Source organism: Cardiobacterium sp. Marseille-Q4385, assembly GCF_916618745.1.
Lineage (GTDB): Bacteria > Pseudomonadota > Gammaproteobacteria > Cardiobacteriales > Cardiobacteriaceae > Cardiobacterium.
This window is the reverse complement of the sequence record NZ_OU745373.1, coordinates 1316320-1327500: the sequence shown is the minus strand read 5'-3', so window position 1 is coordinate 1327500 and position 11181 is coordinate 1316320. Positions and strand designations below refer to the sequence as shown.

At 56.1% G+C, this 11181-nt stretch carries 11 protein-coding genes and 1 pseudogene (1 of these 12 only partly in view); 7 read left to right on the top strand and 5 right to left on the bottom strand.

Annotation, left to right across the window (positions count from 1 at the left end):
- Positions 1-101: the 5' portion of a ribosome small subunit-dependent GTPase A gene (gene rsgA / locus LG374_RS06480; protein WP_225756926.1), read on the bottom strand. The gene continues 844 nt to the left of window position 1, outside the view; the window shows 101 of its 945 coding nt (coding positions 1-101); the start codon lies at positions 99-101; the stop codon falls past the left edge of the window.
- On the bottom strand, positions 85-879 hold the full coding sequence (locus LG374_RS06475) for a VacJ family lipoprotein (protein ID WP_225756925.1): 795 nt from the start codon (positions 877-879) through the stop codon (positions 85-87). Before LG374_RS06475 ends, rsgA begins: the two co-directional genes overlap by 17 nt.
- Before the next feature lie 66 nt (positions 880-945).
- Here LG374_RS06475 and LG374_RS06470 point away from each other — a divergent pair, with 66 nt between their 5' ends.
- Complete coding sequence (locus LG374_RS06470) at positions 946-1917, top strand: HemK family protein methyltransferase (protein ID WP_225756924.1); 972 nt, start codon at positions 946-948, stop codon at positions 1915-1917.
- A gap of 69 nt (positions 1918-1986) precedes the next feature.
- Here the strand turns inward: LG374_RS06470 and cysP are convergent, their stop codons facing one another.
- Positions 1987-2961: a thiosulfate ABC transporter substrate-binding protein CysP gene (gene cysP / locus LG374_RS06465; RefSeq protein ID WP_225756923.1), complete on the bottom strand. Its 975-nt coding sequence runs from the start codon at positions 2959-2961 to the stop codon at positions 1987-1989.
- Positions 2962-3127: 166 nt separating this feature from the next.
- Here cysP and LG374_RS06460 point away from each other — a divergent pair.
- The 3 genes and pseudogenes from LG374_RS06460 to leuS all read left to right on the top strand — a co-directional run bounded on the left by LG374_RS06460 (position 3128) and on the right by leuS (position 6438).
- Positions 3128-3407: pseudogene (locus tag LG374_RS06460) on the top strand (type II toxin-antitoxin system RelE/ParE family toxin).
- Between the two features lie 17 nt (positions 3408-3424).
- A complete protein-coding gene (locus LG374_RS06450) occupies positions 3425-3739 on the top strand; it encodes a HigA family addiction module antitoxin (protein WP_370639332.1) in 315 nt (104 codons plus the stop codon).
- Positions 3740-3831: 92 nt separating this feature from the next.
- Complete coding sequence (leuS, locus tag LG374_RS06445) at positions 3832-6438, top strand: leucine--tRNA ligase (RefSeq protein ID WP_225756920.1); 2607 nt, start codon at positions 3832-3834, stop codon at positions 6436-6438.
- A 127-nt stretch (positions 6439-6565) separates the two neighbouring features.
- Here leuS and LG374_RS06440 read toward each other — a convergent pair whose 3' ends face one another.
- Together LG374_RS06440 and LG374_RS06435 are read right to left on the bottom strand one after the other, a co-directional pair.
- On the bottom strand, positions 6566-7069 hold the full coding sequence (locus LG374_RS06440) for an IS630 family transposase (protein ID WP_255594586.1): 504 nt from the start codon (positions 7067-7069) through the stop codon (positions 6566-6568).
- Between the two features lie 20 nt (positions 7070-7089).
- Positions 7090-7398, bottom strand: a complete 309-nt coding sequence (locus tag LG374_RS06435) for an IS630 transposase-related protein (protein ID WP_225756322.1) — start codon at positions 7396-7398, stop codon at positions 7090-7092.
- 1074 nt (positions 7399-8472) lie between these two features.
- Between LG374_RS06435 and LG374_RS06430 the strand changes: the two genes are divergently transcribed.
- The 3 genes from LG374_RS06430 to ilvE all read left to right on the top strand — a co-directional run bounded on the left by LG374_RS06430 (position 8473) and on the right by ilvE (position 11118).
- The gene (locus tag LG374_RS06430; RefSeq protein ID WP_225756918.1) at positions 8473-9261 is read left to right on the top strand and encodes a transferrin-binding protein-like solute binding protein; all 789 of its coding nucleotides are present in this window, start codon (positions 8473-8475) and stop codon (positions 9259-9261) included.
- A gap of 121 nt (positions 9262-9382) precedes the next feature.
- Positions 9383-9934 carry a metallophosphoesterase gene (locus LG374_RS06425; protein WP_225756917.1) on the top strand — a complete coding sequence of 184 codons (552 nt, stop codon included), beginning with the start codon at positions 9383-9385 and terminating at the stop codon, positions 9932-9934.
- A 182-nt stretch (positions 9935-10116) separates the two neighbouring features.
- Positions 10117-11118: a branched-chain-amino-acid transaminase gene (gene ilvE, locus LG374_RS06420; RefSeq protein WP_225756916.1), complete on the top strand. Its 1002-nt coding sequence runs from the start codon at positions 10117-10119 to the stop codon at positions 11116-11118.
- The last annotated feature ends 63 nt before the right edge of the window (positions 11119-11181 follow it).

Below are 11181 nucleotides of genomic sequence, written 5' to 3'. Positions count from 1 at the left end.
TGGCAGACCACTGTGGCGATATTTTCTGCCTCCTGCGCAGCGAGCCTATTCTCGCGCTGTGCAACGATACGACGTTGCTGCTGCTTACTGAGTCTGCTCACCGGCCTGCTCCTGCTCTTGCCGAAACACATCGTCAAGCGCTTCCTGCTCGCCTTTACTGCGCAACTCTCCCGTCACCTGACCAAAGCGATACTGCAACCACGCGTCACGCATCAACAAATACTTGTCACTTCCCGCCGCATCCATTGTCTTTTCCAGCGGCAACAACTTGGCACGGGACTGCACCACATTTACTCCAGTGAGCGACCAATAGACCTTGTCATCGCGTACATAGTGTAACGGCGCGCTAACTTGCATATCCACCGCGCGACCAAAACCGTCACGCACCGTTGATGGGCCGAGGAACGGCAGCACCACAAACGGCCCCGATTTCACCCCATAGTGCGCCAGCGTTTTGCCAAAATCCTCGCTAATCTTCGGATTCCCCATCGGGGTGGCGACATCAAACAGACCGCCCAGGCCAAACACCGTGTTATTAATGACCCGCGCCAAAATCTGCAGCGACTTGCGGAACTCCAACTGCAACACACTATTCACAAACGAGCCCATATCATCCAGATTGCCGAAAAAATTGCTCACACCCGTCTTCACCGGTTTCGGCGTCACCACGTCATACCCCTTGGCAATCGGCTTCAACAAATACGTATCCAGCGTGTCATTAAACACAAACACCTTGCGGTTCACCGGTTCCCAGGGATCATAAGAAAAACCCCTTTCATCAATCGCACTACTACAGGCCGTGAGCATAAACGATACCGACAACACCACAGGCAAACCAAAGCGCATAAAATCCCTCACTCGCAGCAGCAGGGTAACCACTACTGCCTTGCAAAACCAACAAAAAAATGCGAAAAAACAAGCCCGCATTCTAACAAAAAGGCCCCCATGCAACACCTCAGCACCCTGCTCGACTGGATCCGCTACGCCACAAGCCGCCTCGCCACCGCCGACATCGCCTACGGTCACGGCACCGACACGCCTCTCGACGAAGCGGCTGCCCTCGTCCTTGGCCTCCTCAACCTCCCCTACGACCTGAGCCCGGCCTATTTTTCCGCCCACCTCACCACCGACGAAAGCACCGCGCTGCGCGATGCCCTCGACCGCCGCATCAACGAACGCATTCCCGTGCCCTACCTTACCCACCGCACCCTCTACGGTGGCTACGAATTTTATGTGGACGAACGCGTCCTCATCCCGCGCTCACCCATCGCCGAACTCATCGAACGCGGCCTCAGCCCGTGGTGGCGGGGCGACGCTCCCGAAACCATCCTCGACCTCTGCTGCGGCAGCGGTTGCATCGGCATCCTCGCGCAAATCCACCAGCCGCAGGCTGACGTCATCCTTGCCGATATTGACCCGGATGCCCTGGCCGTCGCTGCTAAAAACCTCGCCCGTTACCAACTCAGCGACAGCATCCCGCTTCTGCAAGGCGACGGCCTTGCCGCGCTGGATGCCGCCATTGCCAACCTCTACGGCGCAGAAGCTGCTGCCGCGCGCGCACAAGGCGCCACTTATCGCGACGTAACCGGCGGCATTGACTGGATCCTCTGCAACCCGCCCTACGTCGAAGAGAGCGAAATGGACGACATCGCTGCCGAGTACCGCCACGAACCGCGCCACGCCCTTACCTCCGGCGCGGATGGACTCGATTTCACCCGCCACCTGCTACACGAAGCGGGCGACTACCTGAGTGAACGCGGCCTCCTCGTGCTGGAAGTCGGCATGAGCGGGCAAAACCTCGAAAATGCCTACCCCGACGCCGCCTTCGATTGGGCTGAACTCACACGCGGCGGTGCCGGCGTCTGTGTCATCAGCGCCGACGAACTCCTCGCCTGGCGCGACGCTGGCATCGTCTGAATACGGCAGCAAGGATTCAGATAAGAAAGAAGCGGACTTTTGTCCGCCTCTTTCTTTACGCCGTCTGTGTCAGCGCTTTTGCAACTGATCCAGCAGCGCGCCGCTCGCAAAGTGTTCTTTCATCGCCTTGTCCCACGAGCCGCTGATATCTTCAATCGTTTTCAGCTTGAGTTCGGGAAAACGGTCTTTGAATGCGGCAGCAACTTTTTCGTCACGCACACGATAGTGATTTTCCGCCAAAAGACGCTGTGCCGGTTCGCTGTACAGGTATTTCAGATAATCTTTGGCGGTATCCGTCGTGCCTTTGGCCTCGGTGTTTTTGTCCAGCCAGGCAACGGGAAATTCGGCGAGGATGGAGACTTTCGGGATGACGACATCGTAGTCATCCGCGCCGTATTCCTGGCGGATGCCGTGCACTTCCGATTCGAAGGTGATGAGCACATCGCCGATTTTGCGCTCTACAAAGCTGGTGGTCGCGCCGCGTCCGCCGGTATCGAAAACTTTGACGTGGCCGAGGACGTTTTTCAGGAAGTTGTGCTGTTCGGCTTCACTTTTGAATGCGTCCTGCGCGTAGCCGAGCGCCCCGAGATAGGCGTAGCGGCCGTTACCGCTGGTTTTCGGGTTGGCGAAGACGATTTCCACGCCGTCTTTGACGAGATCCCCCCAGTTTTCAATGTGTTTCGGGTTGCCCTTGCGCACGAGAAAGGCGGTGGTGGAGTAGTAAGGCGAGCTGTGATGCGGCAGGCGTTCGCGCCAGTTTTCCGGCAGCAGTTTGCCTTTCTGCGCGAGGACATCAATATCGGTCACCTGGTTAAAGGTGACGACGTCGGCTTTCAGCCCTTGCAGGATGGCGTTCGCCTGCTTCGAGGAACCGGCGTGCGACTGGGTAATTTTTACGTCCGGATGTTCCTTCTGATACAGCGCGTTGTACTGGACAAAGAGTTCGCGCGCGATGTCGTAGGAGGCGTTGAGAAGCTCTTTATCAGCGGCAAAGGTCGGCAGGGCGCTGGCGGCAAAGAGGGCAGCAAGGAGGATTTTTTTCATGGATTTTCCTGGTGATTGGCAATGCGGGCATAGTAGGAATTTCTGCCATCGCTGACCAATAGCGGTTTTTTCGGGGCTTATAACCTGTGGGTATGCGACATCGAACACGATTGACGTATTCCGTAATACGTAACACAATGCACGGAAAAGAAATAAGCTTGCCGACATGATCAAATCTTTTGCATCCAAAGAGACCAAAGCCTTTTTTGCAGGCGATATGGTTAAACGTTATCAAGCGTTTGCGGCGGCTGCCGAGCGGAAACTGACACTGCTGGATGAAGCCAAAGCCTTGGATGATCTGAAAATTCCGATGGGAAACAAACTGGAAGCGCTCAGGGGGGGATCGTAACGGCCAGCACAGCATCCGCATCAATCAACAATACCGTCTGTGTTTCCGCTGGCAGGACGGCGACGCGTATGATGTGGAAATCGTCGATTATCACTAAACAGGAGTTATTTCATGATGACCAAGAACGGTATGCGCCCCATACATCCGGGCGAAATCCTGCGCGAGGAATACCTGGCTCCGCTGGGCCTCAGCGTGAACGCACTCGCTCTGGCGCTGCGTGTACCCGCCACGCGAATGCACGCGATTGTCAAAGAGGAGCGCAGCATCACGCCTGATACCGCCCTGCGCCTGGCGCGTTACTTTGGTACCACGCCGGAATTGTGGCTGAGCCTGCAAAGCACCTACGACATCAAAATCGCCATGCAAAGCTTCCGTCCGGAAGAAGTCTTGCCCTTTGCGGAAACGCAGCACGCGGCAGAGACCGCATAACCCAAGCAGAACAACCCCGTGCCTCAGCCGCCCGCGTGGGGCGGTTGGTGTATGATTGCCGCCTTTTCATTGACCAGAATTCAGGAACTCCCATGCAGCCGCATTACCAACCACAGACCCTCGAAGCCGCCATCCAGCAAAGCTGGGCGGAGAACCGCACCTTTGAAGTGAAAACCGACCCGACGCGCGAAAAATTCTACTGCCTGTCGATGTTCCCCTACCCGTCCGGACGGCTACACATGGGGCATGTGCGCAACTACACCATCGGCGACGTCATCGCCCGCTACCAGCGGATGCTCGGCAAAAACGTGCTGCAACCGATGGGCTGGGACGCCTTCGGAATGCCCGCTGAAAACGCGGCGATGAACCACCAGGTCGCCCCCGCCGCCTGGACATACAGCAACATCGACTACATGAAAACCCAGCTGAAAGCGCTGGGCTTTGCCATCGACTGGTCGCGCGAAATCGCGACCTGCAAACCCGACTACTACCGCTGGGAACAATGGCTCTTCACCCGCCTCTTCGAGAAAGGGCTGATTTACCGCAAAAACGGCACCGTCAACTGGGACCCCGTGGACCAAACCGTACTTGCCAACGAACAAGTCATCGACGGGCGCGGCTGGCGCAGCGGCGCGCTGGTGGAAAAGCGCGACATCCCGATGTACTACTTCCGCATCACCGACTACGCCGAAGAACTGCTGCGCGACCTCGATACGCTGGACGGCTGGCCGGAGCGCGTCAAAACCATGCAGCGCAACTGGATTGGCAAATCGCGCGGCATGACCATCCGCTTCGCCCTGCGCGACGATAGCCGCGCGGGCCTGCCGGATGACATCCAAAACGTGCAGGTCTATACCACCCGCCCCGATACCCTGCTCGGCGCGACCTACCTTGCCGTTGCCGCCGAACACCCGCTGGCAACCGCTGCCGCCATCGATAACCCGGCGCTTGCCGCCTTCATCAACGAATGCAAGGCCGGATCCGTCGCCGAAGCCGATGTGGCGACCATGGAAAAAAAAGGGATGCCGACCGGGCGCTACGTCATCAACCCGCTCAGTGGCGAAGCGCTGGAAGTGTGGGTCGCCAACTACGTCCTCTGGGGCTACGGCGACGGTGCGGTCATGGCCGTGCCGGGGCATGACGAACGCGACTTCGCATTTGCCCACAAATACAGCCTGCCCATCAAACAAGTCGTCGCCAAAGACGGCGAGCACTACGACCCCGCCGCCTGGCAAGAATGGTACGCCGCCAAAGAAAACACCCGCCTTATCGCGAGCGGCACCTTTGACGGCCTCGACTTCGCGCAAGCCTTCGACGCCATCGGCGCGGCGCTCGGCAAAAGCGGCGCGGGCGAAGAAAAAACCCAATACCGCCTGCGCGACTGGGGCATCAGCCGCCAGCGCTACTGGGGCTGCCCCATCCCCATCATTCACGACGCCGCAGGGCGCGACCTGCCGGTGGACGACCGCGACCTGCCCGTCGTCCTGCCGGAGAACATCATCCCGGACGGCAGCGGCAGCCCGCTCGCCAAAGACCCTGCCTATTACCAGACGACCGACGCCAACGGCCAGCCCGCGCGGCGCGAAACCGACACCATGGACACCTTCGTCGAATCCAGCTGGTACTTCTTCCGCTACATGTCGCCCAACTACACCGGCGGCATGGTTGCGCCGGAAGATGCCGCCTACTGGCAGGACGTGGACCAATACATCGGCGGCATCGAACACGCCATCCTCCACCTCCTCTACGCCCGCTTCTTCACCAAACTCATGCGCGACGAAGGCCTCGTGCAAGTCAACGAACCCTTCAAACGCCTGCTGACCCAGGGCATGGTGCTGGCAGAGACTTGGTATCGCGAACCGGAACCGAGTAAAAAAATATGGTTTAACAAAACTGAGGTTGAGCCCATTCTTGACGACAAAGGCCGCATCACCGGCGGTACCCTGATTGCCGACGGCCAGCCCGTGCAATACGGTGGCATGGAAAAAATGTCCAAATCCAGAAACAACGGCGTCGATCCCGAAGCCCTCGTACAAAAATACGGCGCTGACACCGCCCGCCTCTACACCATGTTCACCGCGCCGCCCGAATCCACCCTCGAATGGAGCGAGAGCGGCGTTGAAGGCGCGTACAAATATCTGCGCCGCCTCTGGAGCTACGCCTACGAGCACCGCGACGCGCTGGACGCCGCGCCCGTTGACCCGGCAGCACTCGACGCCAAACACAAAACCATCCGCCACACCATCCACAGCGAACTGCGCAGCGCTCGCTACGACTACAGCCGCAACCAGTTCAACACCGTCGTCTCCTCGACGATGAAAATCCTGAACGCCATCAGCGAAATAGATGCTGCGAACAACCGCTTGCGCTACGAAGGCCTGCGCATCCTGCTGCTCGTCCTCGCGCCGATCGCGCCACACATCACCGCTGCCTTGTGGCAAGAACTCGGTTACACAGGGAACATCCTTGACACGGCCATTCCTGAGCCGGACGAAGCTGCACTACAACAGGACAACATCACCCTCGCCGTGCAAGTTAACGGCAAACGCCGTGCGGAAATCAGCGTGGCTGCGAATGCGGATAACGACACCATCATTGCCACCGCCCTTGCCCATCCCGACGTCGCCCGCCACACCGAGGGCAAAACGCCGAAAAAAAGCATCGTTGTGCCCGGCAAACTGGTGAACCTCGTGGTTTGAGGCCCCGCCGTTTCCGGCAAAGCCAAATCCCGCTACGGCGGGATTTTTTATACCTGACGAGAAGCCAGATTTAATCCCGCTTGGCGCCCTGCCCTTCCCATAAACCTAGTGTTTATGTCTAATATACTTAATTATTCATACAGATATTAAATAATAGGTCAATATTATTTAATCGAAGTTTATTGCGAATAGATTTAATCCATGCCCATTTATGCTCGATTGGGTTTAAGTCAGGGCTATAAGGTGGAAGCCATAATATCCTATGCCCATTCTTCTTTAATAAATCAGCTATCTCGCTGCTTTTATGAAAAGCTGCATTATCCATCACAACTACACTGTTTTTTGGCAGTTCAGGTAACAAGGTTTGCTCCACCCATGCCTTAAAAATATCAGTATTAATGCTATGCTCGAACAAGCCAACAGCAAATAGCTTGTTCTCATATACCGCACCTATAGCATTAACTTGATTTTTACCATGCCAATCATGCTCAGCGTAACAACGCTGTCCTCTAAGTGAGTAACCATATCGCCTGATCCAGTCTTTGCGGAAGCCACTCTCGTCAATATATACCAAAGGTAGATTGCGCTTACGGAAGCAGGTCTGAAAACGTTGGAACCAATTCCGTTTAATCGGACAAGCCTTGGGGTGTTTCAGTATCGTCTTTTTTTACTAAATTTATTGCGTAGCATAGTCTTTCTGATAGCAGCGGGTGTGCATTTGAATCGTTTGGCACGTTCGCTTAGATAATCTGTTGGATACATCTCAATATCAGCCAGGAGTTCTTCTGTGCGGATCTTTTTCGGTGGTCGTTTTTGTGGTGTTTTGGCTTTTTCAGGATGTTTCTTCCAATTTTGAATGGTCGTGAAATGGATCCCAAATAGTGCAGCAGTAGTTCGAACTGATAATCCACGACTTAATGTTTCCAGGACTTTTTTACGAAAGTCGGGAGAGTAGGCCATAATCATTCTCCTGTATGAAAAAATAAGAATTTTAGCTATATCCCGCTTGGCTGCTGCCCACAAACCCCATGTTTCTCCCGCTTGGCGGCTGACACGAGCCCAGTATTTATCCCGCTTGGCAGCTACTCACGAGCCCAGTGTTTATCCCGCTTGGCAGCCGCCCGCAAACCCAGCGTTTATCCCGCTTGGCAGCCGCCCATAAACCCAGTGTTTATCACGCTTAACGGCCGCCCACGAACCCAGTATTTGTCCCGCTTGGCGCGCGCCAAATCCTGAACCTTGTACGGAAAGAATCCCTTCCCCCGCTTGCGGGGGAAGGGGCTCCCATGAAAAAAATGCTCGCATTTTTTTCATGGGTACCCGGGAAGGTGGCCGCAGGCCGGAAGGGGGGAATATAAAACCAGCATTTATCCCGCTTGGCGATTTCCACTAGCACGATGACGCTACGCAGAAAGAAAAACGTAGAGACGTTGCCTGCAACATCTCAAAAAACAAGAACCCAGTGTTTACCCCGCTTGGCGACTTTCCGAACGGTAGGGCGTACTTAGCCCACCATTTACATGATACATATAGCGGACGGAAACCTGCCCGATGACAAATGACTTACCCATCGGAATAGTGGAGCGATTCGCCGGAGGAATCATGATAGATACCGTCATGATGGTATCTTTAGCCATGGCAAAAACGATGTTTTTTCTTCGCCTCTATTTCTTTCCCTAGTCATATTAACCATACTTCTTATCCTAAATAGATGAATTCCCTATTAGGCTAATATATCGGACAAAGATCTTTTAATAGCAGCGATAAAGGTTTAAGAAAAGATGAACATCCCCTGCAACTTCCGTAATCCGCCAATAAACTCTATAAATTCATTGGGATAGAATTGCAAGAAAGGCGTCATGACATACCGTTTACTTGCAGAAATACGGAGTCATTTTCATAATAATCCCCGGATTCTCCATTACCTGCATGCAGGTGAAAGATTCCGGACAATCCCTAAAAATCATTGCCCGATGCCTGCATCTTCTTTGCGATGAATCCCTTGTTGTTCTTATCCGTTTCTAGGAGATTGTCATGTCCTTCAAATCCATTGGCATTACGAGCAGTATTGCATTCGCGCTATTACTCACCGGTTGCGGCGGCAGCGGTTCCGATATAAAAGTCATTCCGTCGCCCAAACCCACGCCTGACATTCCTTCGCCCAATCCAAAACCGGGCAACAACGTTTACCGCAGCATGAGTTCCTATAACAGCACGAAGCACACCAGCGACGGCTCGGTCTCCAACAATGCCCCCAGCTTTGACACGCTGACCTTCAACGGACGGGAATTGCCGCTGGTGGTTGAAAATATCAAGAACGGGCGGATTGTCGCCCTGGATCGGGGCGTAAAACTGGGCGGCGTTTCATACAAGAAATTCTATGTCGGCACCACGCGGCAGGCGAATGCCCGCTTCGGCGCCCTCAATTACGACGGCAGCAATATCGTCTTCCATCAGGGACATTTGTCTGCCCAGGTACCAACACGAGGCGAAGCGGAATATGTCGGCGACGTCATTCATGTCAACAATGCCGATAACAGCTATACCAACGGCATCATGATTGCCAGAGCCAATTTCGCCGACAAGACCCTGAAGATGGCCTTTACCAAACCGGGCGACAAGAGCAATTTCGTCAACCGCAACCTGGAAGCGACGATCAACGGCAACAAATTCAGCGGCCTCAGCAACGACACGCATGTGGATGGCGCTTTCTACGGCAACGACGCCAAAGAAATGGCCGGCCACTACACGAACGCGAAGGAAAACTTCCAGGGTGCCTTCGGCGGCACGCAACAGTGGTCGCGTGGCACCGGCACCCATTAACACACATGGGATTGTCTTCTCCTGCCTGCCCCTTCCCGAAGGGGCCTTTTTATCGCTGGGCAGGCGAAAAGGCGACATGCTTTTTTGTTATCATGCCGCGAAAACCCTAATGGAAACAGGCATGGCAGTATTTTTCACCGCGGATACGCACTTTTTTCACCACGGCATCATCAAATACTGCCACCGCCCCTTCCGCAGCGTGCGCGAGATGAACGAAGCCATCATCGCCCGCTGGAACGCCCAGGTTGGCAAAGGCGACCGCGTCTATCACTTAGGCGATGTCTCCTTTGGCGGCCTCGCCGAAACCTTCCGCCTGCTCGCCGAACTCAACGGCGAAATCTGCCTGATTAGCGGCAACCACGACGACGAACTCAGCACCGATCCCTACCTCGCCGAGCGCTTCCACTGGATCAAGCCCTACCACGAAGAAACCCGCGACGGCATCGCCCTGGTCATGTTCCATTACCCCATCCTCGAATGGCGCGGTGCGCAGCGCGGCAGCTGGCACCTCTATGGCCACACCCACGGCACCGTGCGCCTGTGCGGCGCGGCGCTGGATGTCGGCATCGACGCCCATCCCGCCTTCCGCCTGTGGAGCTGGGACGACATCCGCGCCCGCCTTAGCGGCATCCCGCCGCTGCCCTACCCGCCGCGCGAGACAAAAAACCAATAGTGCTGGCGACATTCACGCTCACCGCGCCATAAATCGCCTCTGCAAACCCCAATACTGGCGATAAACACCACGATTACCGCGATCAAGCACGAAAACCGCGCCCGACGCGCATCTTTTACCTTGCCAAGCATCAGGCGGCGCGCTATCGTGCCACTTCCAACCCATAGCACAAAGGAAACCCCATGAGTCGAGAAGTTCCCGCCGTCTTCGGCAGCGTCTTTTACCCCGAAATGCCCGTGATTGCTTACGAAAACAACGCCTGGCAAAACGTGCATTGGCAAAGCAGCGCGGAAATGCCTTTCCCGCCCGGCGCGCACGCTCTGCACTACGGCAGCGAATGCTTCGAGGGACTAAAAGCCTTCCGCCAACAAAACGGCGACATCGTCATCTTCCGCCCGGACGACAACATCGCGCGTATGCGGCAAAGTGCCCGCCTGCTGCACATGCCGGTGCCAGAAGCGGACACCTACCGCGCGGCCCTCTTCGAGTTGGTCAAACGCGCTGCCGACATCGTCCCCGACGCACCGAACGCCCTCTACCTGCGCCCGACTCTGGTCGGCACCGACCCGGTCATCGGCAAGGCGGGCAGCGGCACCACCTCCGCCCTGCTCTACATCCTCGCTTCACCGGTCGGCGACTACTTCAAAGTCGGCTCGCCGATGAAACTCCTGGTCGAAACCGAACACATGCGCTGCGCCCCGCACATGGGCCGCATCAAATGCGGCGGCAACTACGCCTCCGCCCTACCGTGGGTGGTGGACGCCAAAGAAAAATACGGCGCCAACCAGGTACTCTTCTGCCCGGGCGGCGACGTACAGGAAACCGGCGCTTCCAACTTCATGCTGATACAGGGCGATGAAATCATCACCAAACCGCTTACCGCCGAATTCCTGCACGGCGTCACCCGCGCTTCGGTACTGCAAATTGCGCCCGACCTCGGCTACCGCATCAGCGAACGCGATTTCACCGTCGCCGAACTCAAACAGGCAGTAGAAGGCGGCGCAGAAGCGATACTGACCGGCACAGCGGCGGTGATCTCACCCGTGACCGCCTTTGTCATCGACGGCAAAGAAGTACCTGTCACCGGCGGACAAGAACGCGGCCTCGCCATCCGTAAAGCCATCACCGACGTCCAGTACGGCATCGCCCCCGACCGCTACGGCTGGATTCATAAAGTCGCCTGAACATTCACCGCGCCTACGAAAAACGCCACACAATGCGTGGCGTTTTTATACCGATCCCTGCAA

Bases quoted from the DNA above. Each gene is read 5' to 3' on its own strand.
- LG374_RS06470 (WP_225756924.1), top strand. From the start codon at position 946: ATGCAACACCTCAGCACCCTGCTCGACTGGATCCGCTACGCCACAAGC.
- cysP (WP_225756923.1), bottom strand. From the start codon at position 2,961: ATGAAAAAAATCCTCCTTGCTGCCCTCTTTGCCGCCAGCGCCCTGCCG.
- LG374_RS06450 (WP_370639332.1), top strand. From the start codon at position 3,425: ATGACCAAGAACGGTATGCGCCCCATACATCCGGGCGAAATCCTGCGC.
- leuS (WP_225756920.1), top strand. From the start codon at position 3,832: ATGCAGCCGCATTACCAACCACAGACCCTCGAAGCCGCCATCCAGCAA.
- LG374_RS06435 (WP_225756322.1), bottom strand. From the start codon at position 7,398: ATGGCCTACTCTCCCGACTTTCGTAAAAAAGTCCTGGAAACATTAAGT.
- LG374_RS06430 (WP_225756918.1), top strand. From the start codon at position 8,473: ATGTCCTTCAAATCCATTGGCATTACGAGCAGTATTGCATTCGCGCTA.
- LG374_RS06425 (WP_225756917.1), top strand. From the start codon at position 9,383: ATGGCAGTATTTTTCACCGCGGATACGCACTTTTTTCACCACGGCATC.
- ilvE (WP_225756916.1), top strand. From the start codon at position 10,117: ATGAGTCGAGAAGTTCCCGCCGTCTTCGGCAGCGTCTTTTACCCCGAA.